18 protein-coding genes are annotated in these 24,446 nt (G+C 44.9%); 8 read left to right on the plus strand and 10 right to left on the minus strand.

Annotation, left to right across the window (positions count from 1 at the left end; all coding sequences use genetic code 11):
• Nucleotides 1-75: 75 nt before the first annotated feature.
• The 10 genes from purF to fabB form a co-directional block, all read right to left on the minus strand.
• Nucleotides 76-1,584 (minus strand): amidophosphoribosyltransferase, encoded by a 1,509-nt coding sequence (purF, locus tag VME0621_RS14090; protein WP_006071323.1) that lies wholly within the window; start codon nt 1,582-1,584, stop codon nt 76-78.
• 36 nt (nt 1,585-1,620) lie between these two features.
• Nucleotides 1,621-2,109 carry a CvpA family protein gene (locus VME0621_RS14095; protein WP_006071324.1) on the minus strand — a complete coding sequence of 163 codons (489 nt, stop codon included), beginning with the start codon at nt 2,107-2,109 and terminating at the stop codon, nt 1,621-1,623.
• Between the two features lie 61 nt (nt 2,110-2,170).
• Entirely contained in the window at nt 2,171-2,734 is a 564-nt protein-coding gene (locus tag VME0621_RS14100; RefSeq protein ID WP_038229946.1) for an SPOR domain-containing protein, read from the minus strand.
• An 18-nt stretch (nt 2,735-2,752) separates the two neighbouring features.
• Complete coding sequence (gene folC, locus VME0621_RS14105) at nt 2,753-4,033, minus strand: bifunctional tetrahydrofolate synthase/dihydrofolate synthase (RefSeq protein WP_062460401.1); 1,281 nt, start codon at nt 4,031-4,033, stop codon at nt 2,753-2,755.
• Between the two features lie 42 nt (nt 4,034-4,075).
• Nucleotides 4,076-5,002 (minus strand): acetyl-CoA carboxylase, carboxyltransferase subunit beta, encoded by a 927-nt coding sequence (accD, locus tag VME0621_RS14110; RefSeq protein WP_006071327.1) that lies wholly within the window; start codon nt 5,000-5,002, stop codon nt 4,076-4,078.
• Between the two features lie 178 nt (nt 5,003-5,180).
• Nucleotides 5,181-5,984, minus strand: coding sequence for a tRNA pseudouridine(38-40) synthase TruA (truA, locus tag VME0621_RS14115; RefSeq protein WP_038229944.1), 804 nt, complete (start codon nt 5,982-5,984; stop codon nt 5,181-5,183).
• 150 nt (nt 5,985-6,134) lie between these two features.
• Nucleotides 6,135-10,289, minus strand: a complete 4,155-nt coding sequence (locus VME0621_RS14120; protein ID WP_062460403.1) for a FimV/HubP family polar landmark protein — start codon at nt 10,287-10,289, stop codon at nt 6,135-6,137.
• A 196-nt stretch (nt 10,290-10,485) separates the two neighbouring features.
• Nucleotides 10,486-11,499: an aspartate-semialdehyde dehydrogenase gene (locus tag VME0621_RS14125; RefSeq protein WP_062460405.1), complete on the minus strand. Its 1,014-nt coding sequence runs from the start codon at nt 11,497-11,499 to the stop codon at nt 10,486-10,488.
• A complete protein-coding gene (locus VME0621_RS14130; RefSeq protein ID WP_062460407.1) occupies nt 11,483-12,628 on the minus strand; it encodes a 4-phosphoerythronate dehydrogenase in 1,146 nt (381 codons plus the stop codon). Before VME0621_RS14130 ends, VME0621_RS14125 begins: the two co-directional genes overlap by 17 nt.
• 232 nt (nt 12,629-12,860) lie before the next feature.
• Nucleotides 12,861-14,072: a beta-ketoacyl-ACP synthase I gene (gene fabB, locus VME0621_RS14135; RefSeq protein ID WP_006071332.1), complete on the minus strand. Its 1,212-nt coding sequence runs from the start codon at nt 14,070-14,072 to the stop codon at nt 12,861-12,863.
• Between the two features lie 175 nt (nt 14,073-14,247).
• On the opposite strand from fabB, the gene mnmC reads away from it, so the two are divergent.
• The 8 genes from mnmC to VME0621_RS14175 all read left to right on the plus strand — a co-directional run bounded on the left by mnmC (nt 14,248) and on the right by VME0621_RS14175 (nt 24,433).
• Complete coding sequence (gene mnmC / locus VME0621_RS14140) at nt 14,248-16,257, plus strand: bifunctional tRNA (5-methylaminomethyl-2-thiouridine)(34)-methyltransferase MnmC2/FAD-dependent 5-carboxymethylaminomethyl-2-thiouridine(34) oxidoreductase MnmC1 (RefSeq protein ID WP_065311694.1); 2,010 nt, start codon at nt 14,248-14,250, stop codon at nt 16,255-16,257.
• A 179-nt stretch (nt 16,258-16,436) separates the two neighbouring features.
• Nucleotides 16,437-17,498 (plus strand): ABC transporter substrate-binding protein, encoded by a 1,062-nt coding sequence (locus VME0621_RS14145; protein WP_062463337.1) that lies wholly within the window; start codon nt 16,437-16,439, stop codon nt 17,496-17,498.
• A 7-nt stretch (nt 17,499-17,505) separates the two neighbouring features.
• Nucleotides 17,506-19,332 (plus strand): GGDEF domain-containing protein, encoded by a 1,827-nt coding sequence (locus VME0621_RS14150; RefSeq protein WP_062463334.1) that lies wholly within the window; start codon nt 17,506-17,508, stop codon nt 19,330-19,332.
• Nucleotides 19,333-19,455: 123 nt separating this feature from the next.
• Nucleotides 19,456-20,529: a DUF4056 domain-containing protein gene (locus tag VME0621_RS14155; RefSeq protein ID WP_062463332.1), complete on the plus strand. Its 1,074-nt coding sequence runs from the start codon at nt 19,456-19,458 to the stop codon at nt 20,527-20,529.
• A 4-nt stretch (nt 20,530-20,533) separates the two neighbouring features.
• A complete protein-coding gene (locus VME0621_RS14160) occupies nt 20,534-20,911 on the plus strand; it encodes a diacylglycerol kinase (RefSeq protein WP_062463330.1) in 378 nt (125 codons plus the stop codon).
• A 471-nt stretch (nt 20,912-21,382) separates the two neighbouring features.
• The gene (locus VME0621_RS14165; RefSeq protein ID WP_062463327.1) at nt 21,383-22,285 is read left to right on the plus strand and encodes a LysR family transcriptional regulator; all 903 of its coding nucleotides are present in this window, start codon (nt 21,383-21,385) and stop codon (nt 22,283-22,285) included.
• A 170-nt stretch (nt 22,286-22,455) separates the two neighbouring features.
• Entirely contained in the window at nt 22,456-23,460 is a 1,005-nt protein-coding gene (gene dgcN, locus VME0621_RS14170; protein ID WP_062463325.1) for an N-acetyltransferase DgcN, read from the plus strand.
• A gap of 7 nt (nt 23,461-23,467) precedes the next feature.
• On the plus strand, nt 23,468-24,433 hold the full coding sequence (locus VME0621_RS14175) for an enolase C-terminal domain-like protein (RefSeq protein WP_062463322.1): 966 nt from the start codon (nt 23,468-23,470) through the stop codon (nt 24,431-24,433).
• Nucleotides 24,434-24,446: the final 13 nt, after the last annotated feature.

Below are 24,446 nucleotides of genomic sequence, written 5' to 3' on the forward strand. Positions count from 1 at the left end.
TTCAGTAGCAACGGCTTCAAAATTTAGACACAAAAAAACCAGAGCTTGCTCTGGTTTTTTCTTTTCATCGTTCGCTTATTCGTTATGCAGTTCTAGATTTGCTAGATCCGCTTGGATATCACGTTGCGTCTTTGCATCATCGCTACGTAGCGAGTCAAGGAAGTCAAGATACGTTTGGTCAATATCGCCAGTTACATATTCACCGTTGAATACAGACGCCTCAAACAATTTCACATCTGGGTTTCCAAGACCAACAGCTTCAATTAGGTCAGGAATGGTTTGATAAATCAGTGCGTCCGCACCAATTTGCTTACAGATAGCATCGTTGTCACGGCCGTGAGCAATCAGCTCATTGGCACTAGGCATATCAATACCATAAACGTTAGGGAAGCGGACTTCCGGTGCAGCAGAAACCATGAATACTTTGTTAGCACCCGAGTCACGTGCCATCTCAATGATTTGCTCTGACGTTGTACCGCGAACAATAGAGTCATCCACCAACAGAACGTTCTTACCTTTAAATTCTGAGCGAATGGCATTAAGTTTACGGCGAACCGACTTCTTACGCTGCTGCTGCCCAGGCATAATGAAGGTACGACCTACATAACGGTTTTTAACAAAACCTTGGCGGTATGGCTTATCGATAGCCTGAGCGATTTGCAAAGCGATATCACATGATGTTTCAGGGATTGGGATAACCACATCAATGTCTAGATCCGAGTATTCTTGCTGAATGCGCTCACCCAACTTCTTACCCATTTCAACACGTGCGCTGTAAACAGAAATCTTGTCAATGAATGAATCAGGACGAGCAAAGTAGACAAACTCAAAAATACATGGGTTTAGGCTTGGATTGTCAGCACATTGACGAGTGAAGAGCTCACCGTCAAACGTTACATAAATCGCTTCACCAGGAGCAACATCGCGAACAAAGTCAAAGCCTACTGCATCAAGAGCTACTGACTCAGAAGCCACCATGTACTCGGTTTTGCCTTCAACATCACGTTTGCCTAAACATAGCGGTCGGATACCGTTTGGGTCACGAAATGCAATCATACCGTGCCCGATGATCATAGCAGCTACTGCGTAAGCCCCTTTGATAGTGCGATGAACATTAGTAACAGCTCTGAAGACATCATCAGATGTCACATTGCCTTTTACGGTATCAATTTCATGAGCTAGAACATTCAGCAATACTTCAGAATCGGACGTAGTGTTCACATGACGGCGGTCTTTTTCAAACAGCTTCTCACGAACTTCGTGAGCATTAGTCAAGTTACCATTGTGAGCCAGTGTGATTCCGAACGGTGAGTTTACGTAGAAAGGTTGAGCTTCTGAAGCGCTTGAGCTACCTGCTGTAGGGTAACGAACATGTCCAATACCAACACAACCTTGGAGGCGTTGCATATGCTTCGCTTCAAATACGTCTTTTACTAGACCATTCGCCTTACGCAGACGAAAACGATTGCTTTCTATGGTAACAATACCAGCGGCATCTTGGCCACGGTGCTGTAAAACGGTCAAAGCGTCATAGATAGACTGATTCACAGGCGTTGAGCCAACGATTCCAACAATACCACACATGTCCTAATCCTCGATTTGCGACATTAGCTGGCGCCATTAGGCGCCAGACAGGAAACTAGAAGTTGCTTCGATGTGTTCAAAAAACGGCTGTATCACAAGTTTAAATTGCGGAACAAGTTGGGAAGACTCCCACCATTCACTGCTATTTAGTGTCGTGAAGGTATCAACAAAGAACAATACCGCAGAAACAATTAACACACCTCTAAGCGCGCCAAATACGATACCTAATACTCTGTCAGTACCCGATAGACCCGTTTTTTGCACTAACTGCCCTAAAACATAATTAATTAACGCCCCAACAATCAGTGTGGCAACAAATAGGGCAGCAATTGCGGCGCCATTTCGGAACATCTCATCTTCGATATTGGTAAAGTACACCGCAAGTTTTGCGTAGTACTGGCTGGCAATAAAAAATGCGCCGAACCATATCACTAAAGACATTGCCTCTTTGGCAAATCCGCGAACTAAACTGATTAAAGCTGAAAGCCCAATCACACCTAAAATGACAAAATCTAACCAATTCATGAATTCTTCATCTCAAGTTGGCGCGCATTTTAACAGAAAAATCCGCGACGCAAACGTTTTCTTATGGATTTAGTGGTTTAAATTTGAGCAATTGACCTTTTGAACCGGTAATTTTCTCCAATTCTAGCAATTGCTTCTCAAGTTTACTTTTTGAAACATCTGGACCTATGATGACACGCGTAAAGGTGGCTTCTTGTTTTACATGTGCTTGATAGCCACGTTTTTGTAGGTCGGCAACAAGACCGCGAGCATTATCTGCATTCTTAAGAGCCATAAGCTGAATAATCCATGCACTATCAGCATACTCATTACGCTCAGGCACTTCTTTCACTGCAACATCCACAACATCACGCTTATCTTGTTCGGCCTGCTGTTCAGGTGTTGCTGCCAGCTCTTCCCCTACTGTTGCTTGAACAGGCGAGTCAGGTAACACCGATGTGTCTTCTTCTGGCTCTAGTACCTCAAAGCTTTCTACTTGAGCGCTGATTTCAGGCTTAAGCGGAATACTGGCAAACTCTTCTTTGTAATGAAGCTTTTTACCATCAAGTAGGTCAGGCAAAATGATGACACCAACTGCGACCAATACTATGGTACCCACCAAGCGGCTTTGAAATTTACTCGCCATTGATACTCCTTAATTACTTTATTGCTCTTGAGCGTCTAACTTCTCACAATGCTCAAGAACTTCGCCAACGGTATGGAAGGATCCTACGACCAAAATCATATCGTCTGACTTTGCTTCACTTTTCGCGGCTTGATATGCACTTACTGGGTTGTCATATCGCTTTAGAGCATTGCCAGACATTAAATGCTGGCACAGTTCGTCTGCACTCGCCGCTCTTGGCCCTGATAATGACGCTGGATACCAATCTTCAGTTAATGGGTTTAACACTCGAATGGTCTCTTCGATATCCTTATCATGCAACATGCCAATCACGACTTTAAATCCGCGATTTGGGTAATGCTTAGAAAGCTGTGCAACCAGATACTCTGCTGAATGAGGGTTATGAGCTACATCGAGAATGGTTACTGGCGATCCGGTAAGCATCTGCATACGACCCGGAAGACGCGCTTGCTTAAGTCCATTCACGATATTAACGTCGGAAATGTCCAATTCTGCCGCCCCTAAAGCCATCAACGCAGTGTTGGCGTTCATTAGTGGCAAGACTGGTACGGGCAAGTCCTCAAGCATGAATGTGCCATGTTGCCATGCCCATGTGTGTTCAGACGTCAGTTTGTAGTCAAATTGAATACCCGTTTGGTAGAAATTCGCCTTAATATCATCAGCATGCGCAGGCACAGTTGCAGGTGGTTTTGGTTGGCCACATATTGCTGGCTTCCCAGATCTAAAGATTCCTGCTTTCTCGAACCCAATGACATTGATATCGTCACCCAGCCAATCAACATGATCTACTGCGAGGCTAGTAATGACTGAAACATCGTGATCAACCACGTTAGTTGCGTCAAGACGCCCACCTAGGCCTACTTCCAGTAAAACCACTTCCACTTTGTTTTCCTGAAACTGTCGCAATGCGGCAAGCGTGGCGTACTCGAAAAAGCTAAGGCTGACTTCGCCACGTAGCTTTTCGATATAGTCAAACGCACGAGTGTGTGAGTCATCAGGAAGATCGCTACCATTAACGCGAACACGCTCGTTGTAACGAATAAGGTGTGGGGAACTATAAACACCGACTGAATAACCTGCATCTAGCAAGATTGCTTCCATAAGCGCGCAGGTAGAGCCTTTACCGTTAGTGCCAGCGACGGTAATGACTGTTGGGGCAGGTTTGGTCAATTGACCTTTTTGGGCGACTACCGAAACTCGATCTAAACCTAGGTCGATAGCACTAGTATGAATACTATTTAAGTAATCAAGCCACACCTGTAAAGAAGATGTGGCTTGTGGAATGGATTGTGAACTCATTTAGCCGTCAATATCTTAACGTTTGATAACTTAGTGAGTACTTTACCCTTTTTCGTCCGCTTCTGGTACTTCATATGTAGGTTCTTCTGGAGAATCTTCAACAGAGACCACTAAAGGAGACGCTTTATTTGTCATTTTAGCAAGTAGGCTACCTACGCGTTGACGCATTTCACGGCGGTCAACAATCATATCAATCGCACCGTGCTCAAGTAAGAACTCACTACGTTGGAAACCTTCTGGTAAGTCTTCACGAACCGTTTGCTCGATAACACGACGACCAGCAAAACCGATCAATGCTTTTGGTTCACCGATATTGATATCACCCAGCATTGCTAAACTCGCCGATACACCACCCATAGTTGGGTCGGTCATAACAGAAACGAACGGTAGACCTTTTTGAGATAGGCGCTCAAGTGCAGCACTGGTTTTCGCCATTTGCATTAGAGACATTAGTGCCTCTTGCATACGTGCACCGCCACTGGCAGAGAAACACACTAAACCACAGTTGTTTTCTATAGCCGCTTCTACTGCACGCACAAAACGAGCACCAACCACAGAGCCCATAGAGCCCCCCATGAAGGAGAACTCAAATGCACATGCGATGACTGGGTTACCCAGTAGTTCACCTTGCATGACAACGAGTGCATCTTTCTCACCACTATTTTTTTGAGCAGCAGAGATACGCTCTTTATAGCGCTTTGAATCTTTAAACTTCAGCTTGTCTTGTGGTTCAAGCTCAGTACCAAGTTCAACGCGATTACCTTCATCTAGGAATGTTTCTAGACGACGACGCGCTTTCATTCGCATATGGTGGTCACACTTAGGACACACCTCTAGATTACGCTCTAATTCAGCATGATAAAGTACTTGCTCACAGGAAGTACATTTAGTCCAGATACCTTCTGGGATAGACGCTTTGCGCGAGCTAACGATGTTGCTTTTTTCTAAAATTTTTTCAAGCCAACTCATGGAAGACCTTTTCTCTTGTGACCCCCGCCTAATGGCGAGAGATTGAAATTCTAATTAATGCCGTTGGATTAAACCATATTACAGGCTAACTGTAGATAAAAAACTGGTTGTACCTATCCTTGTGACATTGCCATAAATATTTGTAACGCCGAAAGTCTCTACTGATTTTCGAGTACAATTACCAACCAGAGTTCAAATCATTCGGCAAAAATAGTGGACCAATTGGTGCTTCTGGGAGCTGGTACTCACTTGGATAATCCACATCGACCAAATACAGGCCTTCAGCTTTTGCCGTTGCGCCAGCTAGCTTGCGATCTTTCTGCTGCAATAGCCATTCAATCCACTCTGGTGGCTGCTCACCTTTACCCACCACAATCAGGCTGCCAGTGATATTACGCACCATATGATGAACAAAGGCATTCGCTTTGATATCAATCACAACATACGGTCCATGACGAGAAACATTGAGGTGCATGATGTTACGCCATGGGCTTCGAGACTGACAGTGAACCGCTCTAAATGAGGTAAAGTCGTTTTCGCCCAGCAAATATTGACCTGCTTGGTGCATTTTTTCTGCATCAAGTTCGCCATGATAATGACTAATACCAGAAGACAAAATGCCAGGTCGCAATGCGTGGTTAAAGATCACATAACGATAGCGTCGAGCGGTCGCCGAAAAACGAGCATGAAACTCTTCAGGGACTTCTTTTGCCCAACGCACAGCGATATCCTTAGGAAGATTCGCATTCACGCCCATGGTCCAGGCAGCTGGCTTACGAATGACAGAAGACTCAAAATGAACCACTTGCCCAGTGCCATGCACACCAGCATCTGTTCGACCAGCACACTGTACTTCTACCGGTTGATTTGCAACGATCGATAGCGCTTTCTCCAGTTCTTCTTGCACACTGGAGACGTCTCTTTGTCTTTGCCAACCGTAGTAGTTTGCACCGTTATATTCGATACCTAATGCAACTTTCATCGTTTTCTCTGTCTATCTGTCAATTTTCAAAGGGGGCAAAGTATATACCCAACTCATAAAGGTATAAACCCGCAGGTGGTGAATCCTTTGTCATCAAAGCGTAAAAGCAAAAACGGCGGTCATTCAACCGCCGTTTTACATCACTTTTACTTACTGGTATTCGGAAAGCTTAGCCAGCAAGGCCTTTGCTTCTGATTGAATATTGCCACTACCTTCTAGTAGCGCTTTCTCAAGTAATTTCACCGCACCCTCGAAATCGTTCATTTCGATGTAGATCTTGGCAAGGTCGAGGTTACCTGCGGCTTCGGAATCCGAATCAACATCGACTTTGGTAATTGGACCAATGACATCAGGGAACTCATCCAATCCCACATCCAACTTCAACTCTTCTTCCTCATCACTGGAAGCATTATCGTCGACCTGTGCCATCAGCTCATCAATCGTCATAAATTGATCTGTGCTGTCCTCAAAGTCGGCAACAGGGTCTTGGGAAGCCCAATCCTCTTCACTGGCATCAGCTAAAGAACCAGCATGAGTATTGTTCCAAATTTCCTGTTCTTCATCTGGGATTTGGTGATCGATAGATGCTCGCTGCTCGTCAGTCAATGAGAAACCATTCCAGTCTTCACCACCTTCTTGGTCTGGAGAATCTTGCAGCATCACACCCAAATCCATGCCAGCACTATCCGCCGTTGTTTGGTCAACAGGGCTAATATTTGAGAACGCTTGCTCGCCCTCTTGCAGCAACTCCCCAAGCTGACCTTCTTGCTCTATAGCTGACATGTCTACCATAGAAAAAGCATCTGCTAGAGCATCAATTTCTGAGTGATCTAATGTTTCACCGACCATGTCTTGCTCAACTGCAAAACTCGGCTCTCGTTCAGAAGCGGACGACGCCATATCCTCCGCAGCTTGTGACTCATCGTATTCCGGTAGATCCTCTAGCGAAATAGCGCCATCGGTGAACTCATCCTGAGCCGAAGGCTCATGAACAAGCTCAGGCTCTGCTTGCGCGCTATCCGCATACGCGTCCTCTTCGGTGTAATCAGGAAAATCAAACTCTTCAATCGGTTCTCGTTCCGGCACCGTTTGAGTAGCATCTGATTGAGGGGCAGTTTCAATGTCACTCTCTGTGTTGTGGGCAACTTCTACCTCTTCTGGCAATTCAATGTCATGAAGTACAGCTTCAATCTCCGCTTCGCTAACATCGCTAGGCTCAGACGCCTCTTGCTCTATTGGTTGTCCTGCCAACACATCAGCAAGCGCATCTTCTTCGCTATACTCAGGCAGTTCATCATCGGCCATAGCAAAATCGGCAGCCAGTTCCGAATCCGGCTGCAAGGTATCCTCAGCGTCACCCTCTGCATCGGCGAAAGCATTTTCTTCGTTATATTCACTTTGCAAAGCTTTGGCTAAAAAGTCATCGTCAGACTCTTGCTCTTGAGATGATTCCGCCACTTCGGCTTCTAGCGCAGTTGATAGAGTATTTTCATCATCTATCAACCAATCATCATCTTGAGGAATTCCAAACTCATTCGCCATCAAAGCTTCAAGTTCTTTCTGTTCTTGCGAATCATCACGCGGCACTGTGTCCGACTCTCCTACCCCTTCAATTTCAGGAGAGAAGTCGAACTCATCTTCAAATGCAGTACTCGCATTGTCACTGGCTGACGTTTGTTGCTGATGCGCCTCGTGATGTCGCTCGTTCTCTTGCGAAACTTCGCTTTCAAAACTTGACGGTAACGACGGTTCAGCAATGCCTTGTTCATCTGAAATAGAATCAACGTCAGGAACATTATTATCTAAGTCATCTAATGTTGATGGCTCTTCCACTTGAGATTGTGCTTCGCCGGCAGGATCTTGCGAAGATGAAGACAGACCCATCGAATCTAGCTCTTCGATATTTACTTGCTCAGCCTCAGCAATAGCTGGTCGCAACTCAGCATCTAATGCCAGATCGAGGTCATCCTCTAAGCGCTGCTCTTGAGTTACATTTTGCGCTGCGGCAGCCTTACTCTCTTCGACCAACCTATCCGCATCAGCACTTTCTTCTACATCAGTACTTTCTGCCACAGCCATTACGTCGTCATCCTCAGGCTGTTGTGCTAGTGGAGATTCGGCTTCTACTGTTGAAGGCTCAAGGTTTGATGGCTCAAGGTCAGAAAGTTCAAGTTTGCTGTCTTCGATCTCACTATCTAAATCAATATCTGCGCCGATTAGGTCGTCAGAGGCAAACGGGTCAAGATCAACAGCTTGTTTCTCATCGGAGGTTGAATCGCCTAACGTACTTTCAAACAGTAATTCATCAAGTAAATCGGTATTATTTTCATCAAGCTCTAAGTCTTCATCTGCCAGTAAAGTGACGTCATCTAGGTCTAAATTCTCGGAAGATTCAAACTCCTTGTCAGTGGCTTCTTTCTCATCAGCATCGACTATTTCATCGAGCATTAGATCAGAATCATCCAAATCAGACAGCTCAAAATCCTCGTCCAGCATATCGTCTAGAAGCGTGATTTCTTCGTCTTGTGCCAGTTCAGAGGTATTAGACTGTGGCGCTTCAGGCGTTGCGTCTATTTGTGAGAACTGGGCAAAAAGGTCATCAATATCGGCATTGTCAACAGGTTCATCTGCTTGCTCTGGCGTCATCTCTGATGCGGTTTTGTTATCCGTCTCAATATCTAGATCATCCAGATTGAAGTCACCATCACTTTCTAGATCAAAGCTATCACCCGCAAGTAACTCGTCCATGTCCGCTTGATTTAGTGAGTTTTCAGGTTCCTCCGAATCAAGGTCAGCCATTTCAGTACTAGATGTGCCGTTAAAATCAGCGAATAGATCGTCGAGCTCTTGTTGAGAAACAGGCTCTGAATCTGTATCAGACAAGTTTAAATCAAGGTCATCTTCTGCATCTGGAACAGCAACATCGTTGAGTGCACGCTCCATTTCTTCAAGACCTAATGCCTTTTCACCATCTTTAACGCTGATGCCGTTATTACTCGCGTCCAGATCAACAAAACCGATATCCAGTTCACCATCTTCGTCGATACTGGCAAACGGGTCTTCATCATCATCGTCTAAATTGAAATCAAGATCGCTATCATTCAAATCGGCGAAGATATCATCTTCTGGCTGTTGCTCTACCTCTAATTGGCTACTGTCATCATCTTCCTCAATCCCAGCAAGGAGATCATCTGAGAACGGGCTATCATCATCCAGAGTTTCAACCGCAACAGCTGCAGTAGCAACACCAGCAGTCGCTGCTGCAACATCAGAAGACGGGTTTGAGGTATTGGCTTCTTGATTACTAGCAATCTGCGTCTTTTGCTTACGAGATCGTAAAACCATCATTACCAACAAGCCGATCAGCAATGCAGGAACAAATGCTAATAAGGCAACAAACCAAGGCTTAGCTAACCAAGTATCCAACTTGCTCGGCGCAAGCCTTGCCATCTCTGCTTGCTTGCGTTTCTCTTCACTGAGCTGTCGCTCAACCTCTGTACGAATACGCTCTTCGTTACTGACTTCAGTTTTTAGAACTTCCACTTCATTTTGGACTTCTGACAACATCAACCTCAATTGATGATTACGCTCTTCTAGGGAAAGCAATTCACTTTCTGAACGCGTCAACTCTTCCTGAAGCTTTTGAGTTAGCTCTTGTGCTGGCGGCTTAATCTCACCCGACTCAATTAAGCCTTTCGCCGCTGGGATAACTTGCTCTAAACCTTTCTGAGGTTTGATGTCCGAAACTTTTTCTTTCGTGACTTGCGAAGGAACTGATTTGGTTGTCGCCGAAGTTTCAACCGTTGGTTTCACATCAAGCGGTTTTACCGCAGGTTTTGATTCAGCGACCACCTTGGCCTGTCTCTGCGTCGCTGCTGAATTGAGTTTATTTTGATGGGCAGCAAGTACGGCTAAGGCTTCTTGTAAATCGACACGATTGATTTGAGCGTCAGACGGGATGCGTAGCTCGCTGTTAGGTACCAGCTTGTGAATATTGTTTTGCTCAAATACAGCAGGGTTGAGTTGATAAAAGGCGTAAATCGTTTGTTGTACGGTAGCATCTGCTGGTTTAAATCGACTTGCAATCGACCAAAGAGTTTCGTCGACTTTAGTGGGCCCATAATAGCGAGCAGGCGTTTCAGAATCTGGAGTAACTTGATTACGAATTGGCTGTGAAAACTGTGGCGCAGCCAGAGCTTCACCGTTAGGACCAGTTAATCGAATAGTATCAGCGCTGATAGAAAAAGAAGTCGTCGCTCCTGCTAGTGCAAGTGTCACCAGCAAAGGCTTTAAAAAATGATGCATGGAAGGCTCAGCTGTCTGCGATAAAAAATACAAATCTAATCTTGGTACTATATCGGATAATCACTGCAAAACTATAGCTCAGCCTTGAAAAAACATGATTCAAGCATGATATTCGTACCAATTTTGTCACACTATACAGAACAAAGGCCTCTAACAAGAGGCCTTTAATTATCAACTTAAATTGAACGTAACGAGTTTAGAAGTAATCACGAATTAACACTTCTGCGATTTGCACCGCATTCGTCGCAGCGCCTTTACGTACGTTGTCTGCCACTACCCAAAGGTTGACACCGCTGTGGTGACTGATGTCATTGCGAATACGACCAACCATAACGTGGTCTTTGCCACCCGCATCACGAACTTGAGTTGGCATATCTTCACCATGGAATACTTCAATACCGTCCGTTTGTTCTAACAGTTGCGTCACTTCTTCCGCTGAAATTGGTGCACGAGTTTCTAAGTGTACCGCCTCAGCATGGCCATAGAATACTGGAACTCGAACACACGTTGGGTTCACCATGATGCTCGCATCATTGAAAATCTTCTGAGTTTCCCACACCATTTTCATTTCTTCTTTGGTGTAGCCGTTGTCCATAAACTGGTCAATCTGTGGAATACAGTTAAATGCGATTTGCTGGCTAAATGCTTTATTTTCAACCGGTTTGCCATTTAGTAGCATTGCGGTTTGACCCGCTAGCTCATCAATACCTGTTTTACCCGCGCCAGACACTGACTGATACGTCGTGACATTAATACGGTCAATACCTACTGCGTCATGAATAGGCTTCAATGCAACCAACATTTGAATAGTTGAACAGTTTGGGTTAGCGATAATGTTACGGTTACGGAACTCAGCAATCGCTTCTGGATTAACTTCCGGAACAACCAAAGGAACATCATACTCATAGCGGAAGTTTGAGGAGTTATCGATAACGACTACACCCTCATCAGCTGCAATTGGTGCCCACTTAGCTGATTGCTCACCACCAGCAGAGAACAGTGCGATGTGAACCTGAGACCAATCAAAGTTTTCTACATTCTCTACTCGAACGGTTTTACCATTAATGCGATAAGTTTTACCTTCACTACGCTCGCTAGCCAGCAAGTAAATGTCACCCATTGGAAATTCGCGTTCTTGAAGCACTTCCACCATAGTTTCACCTACAGCGCCGGTTGCTCCAAATACAGCAATATTAAATTGTTGGCTCATTGGTTACCTCGATTTGAAATCCTAGTTCTGCTAAAGGTGCTAAATTGCATGAATCGCTACCCTTAACAAGGATGGCGCCATATTCACGCCTATCCCAATAATTTTTGCGCATTTTATCAAAGCCGCCTTCATTGTGAATTTCACGGCGGAAAATTGCGTCGTCTTTGCGTACATCATAGATGATTTGAGTCATGCTATGCAGTGTCGCTTCATTCCACTCTCTATCTAATGTAATTTGTGGAATGGGTGCAATAGGTAATAAAGCATCTGGGTTAGCACGTTCAGATAGCTGCAAAAATTCACAATAGCTATTGAAGATCATCGTGGTACCGCGAGCTTTGCCCTCTAAACCATAGCCTGCAATATGAGGGGTCGCGAACGTTAACAGAGGAAGCAGGTCGAAATCAACTACTGGTTCAAACTCAAACACGTCAAGAACAGCAGTAAACCCATCGTTCTTAAGTAGTCGCTGCTTTAGAGCAGCATTATCCACCACAGGACCTCGTGCTGCATTTATTAAGATTTGGTCAGATCTAAAATTGTTTAAACGCGCTTCATCGATTAAATGGTGAGTGGGAAATTCACCATCTCGTGTGATTGGCGTGTGCATAGTGATGACATCAGATTGCTCTAATAGTACATCTAGGTCGGTAAATTCACGGCTGTCGCCTTGTTGCTGCTTAAGAGGGTCGTTGAGCAGAACCTTAATACCAATACCTTGTAAACATTTTTGGAGATAGCTTCCGACTTGACCACAGCCAACAATGCCCACTGTTTTATCAAAAATAGAGAAGCCTTGTTGCTGAGCAATAACCATCAAGCTACTGATCACGTATTCCGCAACGCCAACCTTATTGCAACCTGGCGCAGCAGTGAAAAAGATACCACGCTGTTGCAACAATGCTTGATTAACATGATCCATGCCTGCTGTCGCTGTACCGACAAATTTCAATTTGTTCGCTTTTTCTAACAACGATTCATTCACTTTTGTGATCGAACGTATCATCAGCGCATCAACGTCAATAAGGTCGTCAGCAGTTAGCTCACGTCCTGGTTTCGCTATCACTTCACCTAGCTGCTCGAACAATTCGACAGCATAAGGCATTGCTTCATCAACAATAATCTTCATTGTTTTGTCCAAAGGGTGTTGTCCTTACCTAGGCATGAATTGTGCTAGATCTTCACCACAGTGTCGAGAGATCTCTTTTCAAATTCCCTAGATAGAAAAATGCCCAGCCAATAATGGCTGGGCAATATCCAGAACAAAAGGATTTTAACCCGCTCTCCAGGAGTTAAAACTTGCGTCTGCGACCAATTTTCACTGGTCAGCTCTGGAAATCATAATAACTGATTATCCAGTCTTAGCCTTGATACTTTTTCAATACTAGCGTTGCGTTAGTACCGCCAAAGCCAAAGCTGTTTGACATCACTGTATTCAGTTCTTGTTCACGAGTTTCAGTAACAATATCTAGGCCTTGAGCTGCTTCATCCAGTTCTTCAACGTTGATGCTTGGTGCAATAAAGCTGTGATGTAACATTAGCGCAGAATAAATTGCTTCATGAACACCAGCTGCTCCCAATGCGTGACCTGTCATTGCTTTTGTCGCTGAGATTGCAGGGCTATTGCCGCCGAATACTTCTTGAATAGCGCCCAGTTCTTTTACGTCGCCAACAGGAGTTGATGTTCCGTGAGTGTTTACATAATCAATCACTTCTACATCTTGCATCGCCATCTTCATACAACGAACCGCACCTTCGCCAGATGGTGCTACCATGTCGTAGCCATCAGAAGTTGCACCGTAACCTACGATTTCACCGTAGATAGTCGCGCCACGAGCTAGAGCATGCTCAAGCTCCTCGACAACAACCATACCGCCACCACCAGAGATAACAAAACCGTCACGGTTTGCATCGTAAGTGCGAGAGGCTTTTTCTGGTGTTTCGTTATATTTAGTAGATAGTGCGCCCATAGCATCAAACATCATAGTTTGAGTCCAATCAAGCTCTTCACCACCACCAGCAAATACGATGTCCTGTTTACCAAGTTGAATCAGTTCCATCGCATGGCCAATACAGTGTGCCGACGTCGCACATGCAGAACTCATCGTGTAGTTCACACCACGGATTTTAAATGGAGTCGCCAAACATGCAGAAACAGTTGAAGACATAGTGCGAGGTACCATGTAAGGACCAACACGCTTCACGCCCTTCTCGCGAATAGTGTCTACCGCTAGTGTTTGGTTTAGTGCTGACGCACCACCAGAACCAGCAACAATACCCGTGCGGTCATTTGATACTTGGTCTTCTGTTAGACCCGCATCAGCAATTGCCTGTTCCATAGACAGATAAGCGTACGCCGCAGCATCACCCATAAAGCGCATTTTTTTACGATCAATGTGCTCAGCTGGGTTGATTTTCAGGTCGCCCCACACTTGAGAACGAAGGCCCATCTCTTTGAACTGCTCAGAGGCGTTAATACCAGAACGGCCTGCTTTTAGAGACGCTAAAACTTCTTCTACGTTGTTACCGATGCTCGAAACAATACCCATACCGGTAATTACGACTCGTTTCATGTGACTTTCCTATAAATTCAAAAACTGCTAAATGATAACGAAGATACAGGATATAAGTGGTCAGCTTTCCCATAAATTCGTACAATCCGCACCAATAAATGCTATCGATGCCCTAATAACTGTAGTTGTGATAACTTTCTAGTAACGGGTATAACACAAGTTAAGTGTCAATATTATGACTTCCATCACTCACGCTCAACTCGACTGGAATGAGTCGGGTACTCCAGTTTCAGACCAATTTGACGATGTTTACTTCTCTAATGTCAATGGGTTAGAAGAAACACGTTACGTTTTTTTGAAACAAAATCGCCTTCCGGAGCGTTGGCAGGATTTCGAACAACGACGTTTTGTCATTGCTGAAACCGGATTTGGTACCGGCCTCAATTTCCTTGCAGTATGGCAATGGTTCGAACAGTTCCGAATGAGCAATCCGGATTCGACACTTCAAGAACTGCATTTTATTAGCTTTGAGAAATACCCTCTCTCAAAAACCGATCTAGAAAAAGCGCATCAAGCATGGCCGGAGTTAGCTCCTTATGCCGAACAGTTGCAAGCACATTACCCTATGGCTGTACCGGAATGTCATCGCATTGTCTTAGCGGATGGCGCGATAACGCTAGATCTCTGGTTTGGCGATATAAAAGACTGCATGCCACTAGTACCCACACCAAACGAAGGTATAGTAGATTGTTGGTTCTTAGATGGTTTTGCACCAAGTAAGAACCCAGAGATGTGGAATCAAGAGTTGTTTAACGGCATGGTTAAACTCGGTAAACAAGATTGTACTTGTGCAACGTTCACTGCAGCAGGTTTTGTCCGAAGAGGTCTAATCGAAGCGGGTTTTGATATGCGTAAAGCCAAAGGTTTTGGCACAAAGCGTGACATGATTGTCGGTCAAATCGCACAAAAAACGCCATTCACAAACTATCACTCATTGTATTATCGACCACATCTAAATACACCAGTACAAGTAGCCATCATTGGTGGCGGCATTGCCAGTGCTTGCCTGACAAAAGCGTTAGCAAATCGAGGAATTCACAGTCAACTATTTTGCAAAGACAGTGAACCTGCTCAAGGTGCATCAGGAAACAGGCAAGGTGCGGTTTACCCACTTCTTAACGGTGAGCACAAAGGCGTATCCAGAGTGTTTGCTCCAGCATTTATTTATGCCCGCCAGTTTGCGGAGCAAGCAGCAACCACAATCCCTTACGACCACGATTGGTGCGGTGTCACGCAACTTATGTGGGACGAGAAATCTACTACTAAGCTCGAACGTATGTTGTCAGGAGGCTTTCCGACAGCGCTTATCCATAAGTTGGATGCAGAGCAAACCTCAGAGACCATCGGCCTCCCTTCGCCGCATGCGAGCATTCACTACCCTCTCGGAGGTTGGTTGTGTCCATTCCAGCTCACTCAAGGTCTAATCCAAAGCAGTGTAAGAAATGGAAAAAGTAGTGCTTACTTTAATTTAGAAGTAGCTGAGCTAAAACAAGCGCAGGACGGAAAGTGGCAAGTCATCCTCGTTGACGGCACTATCCATCAAACTCATTTCGACACAGTTATCGTTGCTAATGGCCATAAATTCAGTGCTATAAAACAAACAGAGAAACTACATCTTACGGCGGTAAAAGGACAAGTCAGCCATATTCAGACGACAGATAAGCTCAAACCGCTAAAGTCGGTGTTATGTTATGACGGTTACATGACGCCAAACAATCCACAAACAGGCACCCATTGCATCGGCGCAAGCTACGATCGAAAACACATCGATAACCAATTTGATCAACAAGCTCAGTTCGCAAATGCAGAAAAACTCAGACACTGTATTCAAGACGTCGAGTGGGTAAATGAGGTAGACACCTCAGATAATCAGTCACGACAGGGGATTCGCACCGTAAGTCGAGATCATTTACCCTTCGTTGGTCAAGTGTGTGATTTTGATAAGCTGGATGCCTCCTATTCGGAGGACGACAACACGTTAGCTGAACTTCCGAATTATGGCGGCTTATATTGTATGCTCGGTTTAGGCTCTAGAGGACTGAGTTCTGCGCCACTTTTGGCTGAGCTATTAGCCTCTGAGATTTGCGGTGATCCTCTTCCGCTACCCGTAGATGTTTTATCACAACTGCATCCCGCTAGGGCTTGGGCCAAACGAATCATAAAATCAAAACCTTTATCCCTATAAGCAAACCCACATCAGCCACGCCCTACCTCGTGGCTGATGCCTTTCATTTCTGCTATCTCAAAACCAAAAAAGCGTTCAAGAAATGAGAAACTCGAATAATCTGCAACAAATTCAAACCAATCCATTCGACTTAATGTGATCTACATCCCATAATTTTCTCTAACACAGGGAGTGTTAGTATGATTTGGAGATCCATTTGGTTGATATGCTGCTTGCTTATCATTCATAGCCCGTTCGCGTTGAGTGCGAACCAGAACATCACGACAAGAGTTCTATTCGTTAACCCAGGCTTTGCCGAAGAGAGCTTCTGGGGAGACGTTGACGGCTACGCTCAAGCAGCGGCATCCTCGCTGGGCTTAACCTTGGAGATACTTCACGGCAATAGAGACCACATTCTGACACAACAGTTGCTTGCAGAACGGATGCAAGTTTTACCCAAGCCCGACTATGTCGTTCTCGTTAACGAAAAAAGCAACGGCCTTGCATTATTGAACATGCTATCTGAATCAAATTGCTTTGTTTCTTTCGTACTTAACGACCTTTCCCCTTCAAACAAACAAACGCTGCGAACCGATCCAATATGGAATACGCGGCTTATGCCTGGCGTATTTCCCAATAACTTTAATATCGGATATCTCACTGCCAAAGATCTGTATCAAAAAGGAAAGGATAAACAAGGCGCCTTCGTAATCCTGTCAGGAGATAAAAACACTCCAGCCTCAAACAATCGCGAAGCAGGAGCTATGGCGTTTGTGATGCAGCAAGAGCACACCACGATTGCGCAGCGAGTGTACGGAGATTGGCGAGAGGATCTGGCTTATGAACAAACCAAGGTCCTGCTTAAACGTCATCCAAAAGTCCGTTACATCTGGACCGCCAACGATCACATGGCATTTGGTGCTCAAAAAGCAATTAGCGAAGCGGGACGCAGTATAGGCAACGACGTATTTATTAGCACTATCAACACCTCACAGGCAGTACTATCGGAGCTGAAAGATGGGCATATTACTTCATTGGGCGGTGGACACTTCACTGCGGTCGGCTTGCAAATGGTTAAGATTCACCATCACCAGAAAGACCAGCGTTGGCCACAAAGAACCAAACTTAATCTATTCCAGATCATTCGTTACCCCTCTGAGCTTTTCTCTACGCTTGAGAACAAAGCATGGAACAACATAGACTTCGAAAATATCGACATTTTTGCCAACCCAATCGACCCTTTTGTTGTCAAAAGCGAGTGAACGATAGATGCAACGCTTCAATGCTATGTCCATCCGCAATAAAATTATCACTATTTTGATTATCGTTACGGGAGCTCTGGCGCTTTTAAACGTAAGCATTCAAGCCTATGTCGACTATCGACAGGAAATACACAATGTGAACAAACATGCTCGAGTCCATGTACACTCGCTCACCTATCCCATTGCAGAGTCGCTATGGGATTTAGACCTCTCTCAACTTCAACAGCTTATGCTGAGCATTAGTGAGGATGATTACATTCGCAACATTCGTCTAACAGGTGTCGATGGTACCTATTTGGACGCTAATTTATCACCAAACATCAAAACCAACCCCTCAATACTGGAACTGCGATATAACGGTCGCTACCTCGGCAACATCTCTTACATGATTGACGATGAAATTATTCAAGAAGAAGTGATATCTAAGCTCGCATTAGGACTTTTACTTAACATTATCGAAGCCGTTATTATTCTGGTCGTTATTCTCTATATTGTTCGCAAGCTTATAACGACGCCACTTTTGGATCTATATCGCCTTTCGAAAGATATTAGTCCTAGAACCTCAAGCAAAGTGAAACTACCGCAAGATTTAACAGAGCGTACAGATGAACTATCCTATGTCGCTCACGCTTTACAAAACCTAAACAATACTTCTCGTAATGCGATTGCAGCACAGAAAAAAACTGAACGTCAGCTATTGCAGCATCAGAACCAACTTAAACATTCTATTGAACGGCAAACGGAAGCGTACAAAGCACAAAGTAAGTTGCATCGTATCTTGGCAGATATGTCATTAAACATACTCACATGTAACGAAGATAATGTTACCGAAGTGATGTATAGCGCGTTTGAACCGATAGGACGAGTTTTAGAAATTGATCGTATTAGCATACTCTCAATTCAAGAGCAGATGGCCACGTTCAGCTATTCGTGGCGGGCTGATGGTTCAAAAAACCCTTTAGGTGAAGGTTTTAATATCGAAGCCATGACATTACTGCAAAGGCGGTTACTATCTCTCGACCCCATCATCATCGATGACATCGAATCGATTGAAGAAAGCGCGCAGACTGAATACACACTACTCAAATCCCAAAATATCGCCTCTATTGCCCTATTCCCTCTTATTGATGGTCAGTCTGTTTTCGGCATATTGAGCGCGTCTAACTTGTATCATCCTCAGCAATGGACGGAAACACAGAAAACCATTTTAAGCCGATTATCAACCACCATTAGTGAACTGCACATTCGCTTGAAAAATCATAACGAGATGACTGCCTTACAAGACGAGCTCATCGAAACAAATCGCAGGTTACATATTGCTGCCGAAACAGATGAACTAACTGGTCTACCCAACCGCCGTCCGTTTATGACTGAGCTCGCCCACAACACCGAAAGCCTCTTTGTTAGTACCATTACGACCATGATGATAGATGTCGACCACTTTAAGCAATACAACGACACCTATGGTCATGTCCAAGGAGACTTTGCCCTTCGTTATGTGGCACAAGCACTCAAACAAGTGTTATCTCCTTGTGGTCATATGGTGGCGAGAATCGGGGGGGAAGAGTTTTGTGCACTTCTCATCAATACCTCACAAGAAGAGAGTGTCGTACTAGCACAGCAAATGCGGCAAGAAGTAGAGAAACTCAACATCACGCATTCCGGTAACGACCCTTATGACATTGTGACCATTTCCATTGGTGTCGCGTTTCAGCACTTAGGTAACCATCCAATTACTCCACAAAACATGCTTGAAAATGCGGATGAAGCCCTCTACGCCGCCAAAAAGCGAGGAAGAAACCACGTAGAAATCGCTGCTGGCACGAAATGGTAAACTTCATCAATTCATTGATTTACTATCGTCACCATAAATTCTTGCATTTTTTTGACAAAGCAAGGCTGTGTAAACTGCACACTTTGCCGTTTTTTCGTTCCACACACTGATTTTTGGTTGATTATGAGAAGAATAGTATTACTACTTAGTCTAGCTTTTGCGTCTGTTCAGCCCAGCTTTGCTGACGTAAACACTGTACCAGTAGGGATAAGACCATGCTGCGCCTTTGGAACAGGCCTTAAAGCAGAGCTAGGAAGAGTACCCGTCCCTTTCTACTCCATTAAAAACGTACTTAATGTCGAAGACGTTGATGCTCACGTGTTTAATGATGGTTCTTCGAGTGTCATAGGTAGTCTTATCGGCACATCAGACGAAGTTAACGGTCTGATTTTCTCTAATAAAGGTGGCTTCATCGATACCGCCCATGTGAGAGATACTGCGGACTTCACCTTATACCTTTATCACAGTATCAAAAATCGCGACAATGACGACTTTGAATTGGCTCTGACGCCAGAGCTTCGTGCTCGAAGAATCGTGTTCAATAACTTAGACCAGCTTGACTCAGCAAACAACGAACAGGCGAAGCTCGCAGGTTTACTGGCGTTTCGCCTTGCACAATGGCATGAAATTGCTCAATGGTATGGCTTAGTGTCTGTCGGCGGGTTTAAAGAGTATCCTTCGGCCTTCTCTCCTGAAGATTTGTACTCAAATATGTTAGGTGCGCTAATCGCGATTGAGGTCATTAAGATCAACCCTGACATCACTCAAGATGCGTTTGTCGTGTTATTTCCACAATACTTCAGAAAGCACCTAAAGATGTTAGATGCCCAAGACGAAGACATCACCATCGCACAGCTTAAAAAGCTGGATGGTATCTGGTGGGATAGCAGCAAACGCTTACCAAATAAATGGGTAGTTAAAACTCGCGATTACCACTACAGCCTAGATTTGGTCCCAAATGGAGTCACCAAAGGCACACCACTTTCTTTGTCATCATTGAACAAGCTTGAGCAGTTTGGTCAATTACAGCTCGTTGCTGCTGACAAGATAGATTCGTTTGATATACTGCCGTCCGCATTAAATGAGAAAGAGATCTGGACTCATGAAGAGTTCCAAATGATCGCCAATATTTCTAAGTCGGTCGATGACCAAGATGCGAACAATCGCAACGATGCCCTAATAATGAAGTTGAATTAACACTATGAGTGAAATACAAAAAAACACCGGAATCAAACGTATCATCTATGCCGCCCGATATTCTTGGTTAGGGCTAATTGCTGCATGGAAGAACGAGGCTGCCTTTCGTCAAGAAGTGGTCGCACTGATTGCCGCTGTTATTATTGCTTTGCTCATCGATGTTTCTCTTTTTCAGAAAATGGCTCTGGTCGGTAGTGTTGTATTTGTAATGATAGTCGAACTGATGAACTCAGCGGTTGAAGCCGTTGTTGATCGAATCGGTTTAGAACGTCATGAGCTTTCAGGCCGCGCAAAAGACCTCGGCTCTGCCGCTGTGTTTCTGGCAATTGGTTTAGCACTTATGATCTGGTCATCCATATTTTGGTCGCATTTCATCGGCTAATTCCGCCACAGCCGTCTAACTTCTAATTTCAACTCAAGGCTTGAACCTAACCTAGGTTCGAGCCTTTGTTTTATCTAGTCCTCATGTTTTGAGCCGCCTTTTGGCACCTCTGATATTGAATTGAACTTCAACAAATTCTTTGCGAAACAACTTATTACCCGATGAGCGAAACCTTGTTTCCCCGAGGTTGCCGAGGCAGCACCGCAAGTTGCGCGCTTTAGCACACACTATGAGGTTCAGCCGAAACAAACTCTGCGTATTGGTGGAAAACTAAAAGCCGCCGACAGTGTGTCTGATCACGACCATTTCCACGGAGATTTTGACCAAAACAGGCAATAAGCCAACTTAGGCTTAATAAATAAGGGTTTCATCAGTTTTCTGATAGAGTCCTTATCGCGTCAAAATCGGTCATTCTCTTCAGGCGCAAGATCCATTACAGTTACAGCGAGCCAGTATGGGAATGGAGTCTTTGTGAACTTACGTCAACTAGAAGTGTTTTATGCGATTATGCAAACGGGAACCGTCTCTGGCGCGGCGAAAAACCTCCATGTATCGCAACCTAATGTGACCCGTGTACTCGCTCATACGGAGCTACAGCTTGGCTTTTCTCTGTTCGAGCGCGTCAAAGGTCGTCTGGTTCCCACTCAAGAAGCCAGAACCCTGTTACCAGAAGTAGAGAAAATCTATCTACAACTCGGCCAATTTAAAACCCTCACCAACAAGGTTAAAAAAGGGCATCAACATATTCGAATAGGTGCGCCACCAGTATTAGCTACAAAATTCCTGACACCGGTGATTGCACAATTTCATCAAGCACATCAATGCTCAATAGAACTGGTCACCGGTAATCGCAGTGAACTGTGCGACGCATTACTTGACAATGCGCTCGATATTGCCGTCGCGTTTGGTGAAGACACTCCTGCCGGTATTTCTCACCAACTTCTAGCCAAGAAATCAATGCAAGTTCTAGTACCAACATCTGGTTTCACTCGATTGAGCGATGGCGAAAATAAACACCCTGTAGTGACGTTAGAAGCTCTGTTGGACGATGAACTGAACATCATCGCCCTGGACAGGCGCGATCCTTTAGGGCGGAAACTCACGCTCGCCCTTGAGCAAATACAGCCTGATTTTGTTCCGTCCCTTACAGTTAGGAATTACAGTTCAGGTGCAGAACTGGCCGCTCTTGGCGCTGGTATTGCGATTGTTGACCCTTGGACTGCCAGCCAATATGCGGCAAGTGAGAACTTACATAGCCTCCAGCTATCCGACGTTATTGACTGTTCCGTCTCACTACTTACCAGCGACTTACATCCTTTTTCGATTGCGACGAAATCTTTTCTTTCAATATTGAAGAATCACGCAAGTGCTTAGTTACAACATATAGCCACCTATAACCTAATGTTATAGGCGACTAACAACAGGGTATTCGCTATTAGAGTTCTCCCTCCCTATCTTAGATAGCATTAGCCTCGCTGCTAGGAATTTACCTAGTTGTAAACGGGCTACTTGTGAATCTCGCTACTTGTTAATAAAGGGACACTATGAACATTTCTCAGCCTTACTTGCTTTTCCTCGGTGACGTCACTGATCCTCTTTCAGCAAAAACCGCGCGCGGTATTGTCAAATGGCGCCCAGATGCCTGTTTAGGACAACTCAGGTTAACCGAGGATACCGTCTCTCTAGGGCTTAATGAATTAACACTTGAGCAGGCTAAAAAACAAGGCGTAAAAACGCTGGTCATAGGCACCGCCAATGCGGGCGGCTTTATTCCTAGAAACTGGGTAGAGACACTCATTGCAGCAGCAAATCTAGGGTTAGATATCGCATCGGGAATGCATCAAAGACTGACAGATATCCCAGAGTTAGCCCAAATGGCAGATCAAGGCTTAATCCAGTTGTTTGATGTTAGACACTATGACGAACGCCTTGCAGTAGGTAACGGTAAAAAGCGCTCGGGGAAACGACTACTCACTGTTGGAACAGATTGCTCAGTAGGGAAAATGTTCAGTGCCCTCGCCATCGAACAAGCCCTCAAGCAGCTCAATGTTGACGCTAGATTCAAAGCAACGGGGCAAACCGGCATATTAATCGACGGTCAAGGCATTTCAGTGGATGCGGTCGTAGCAGACTTCATTTCTGGTGCCGTAGAAGCTTTAAGTCCTGAGTTTAACGATCATGATTGGGATATCATTGAAGGACAAGGCTCTCTTTTCAACCCATCCTTTGCTGGCGTAAGCTTGGGACTATTGCACGGAGCTCAGCCAGATGCGCTTGTTCTTTGTCACGAAGTTGGACGTCAGCATATTCGCCACCTCCCCCACGCGCAATTGCCCACAATTGAGCAAACAATTAACGCTAACCTTTTGGCAGCACGTGTGACTAACCCCAAAGTCCAATTTGCAGGTATCTGTTTAAATACTTCCATATTGGATGAGTCTGACGCCAAAGAACTCTGTCAACAATGGAGTGAACAGTTTGACCTTCCCGTAACGGACCCTGTTCGTTACGGGGTAGACTCAATCGCTAACAAGCTAAAAACGTTGTGAGAATCTTATGAAGATTGAAGCGCACCATCACTCAATTAAACTCGCGAAGCCCTTCACTATATCCAGAGGCACACGTGCTCACTGTGAAGTAGTTCGTGTGTCCATCGAATACCAAGGACAACTTGGACAAGGGGAGTGTACGCCTTATCCGAGATATGGTGAGTCGGTTGAATCAGTCATGGCACAAATCAATGAGTTTAGTGCCGACCTAGTGACCCAAGACCCCTTTGAAGCGCGACTCGCCTTGCAAAACTATCCGGCTGGCGCTGCTCGAAATGCTATTGATTGCGCGTTATGGTCGCTTGAAAGTCAGCTCTCTGATAGCCAGTTCCCATCACCCTATTTTGCGATTGCACCCAGTATCGAAACTGCGATGACGGTGTCTGTTGCTGACCTCAACACCATGACAAGCCAAGCAGAGCAGTATATTGATGAAGGTGCAACGCTGTTGAAGGTCAAACTCGATAACGAGGATGTCGTTGAGAAAATAGCCGCTATTCGAGCATTATCGTCTGAAGTGAAGATCGTCATTGACGCTAATGAAGCATGGGCGTCACTTGATCTTGAGTCCTTGTTCGATCAATTAGCACCGCTAGACATCACCATGATTGAGCAGCCCGTTCCCAGTGGCCAAGATGACTTGCTCAAGGGTATTCCCCACCCTATCCCACTGTGCGCTGATGAGAGTTGCCATACCAGAGCCGAGCTAGATGAACTCGTCGATTGTTATGAGATGATCAACATTAAGCTTGATAAAACTGGCGGGCTAACAGAAGCCTTAGCGCTAGAAGGAAGAGCTCGTGAACTCGGACTGATGATCATGAGCGGCTGTATGCTGGGAACGTCAATGGCAATGAAAGCAGCATTGCCTATAGCAACTAAAGCAGAAGTGGTGGATCTCGATGGTCCAGTGCTACTCGGCAGCGATGTTGAGAATGGGCTTAGCTATAAAAACGGACGATTACTGCTCTAGCAGCTAACGAATA

It is taken from the genome of Vibrio mediterranei (genome assembly GCF_900088415.1).
In the GTDB taxonomy this organism is placed as follows: Bacteria; Pseudomonadota; Gammaproteobacteria; order Enterobacterales; family Vibrionaceae; genus Vibrio; species Vibrio mediterranei.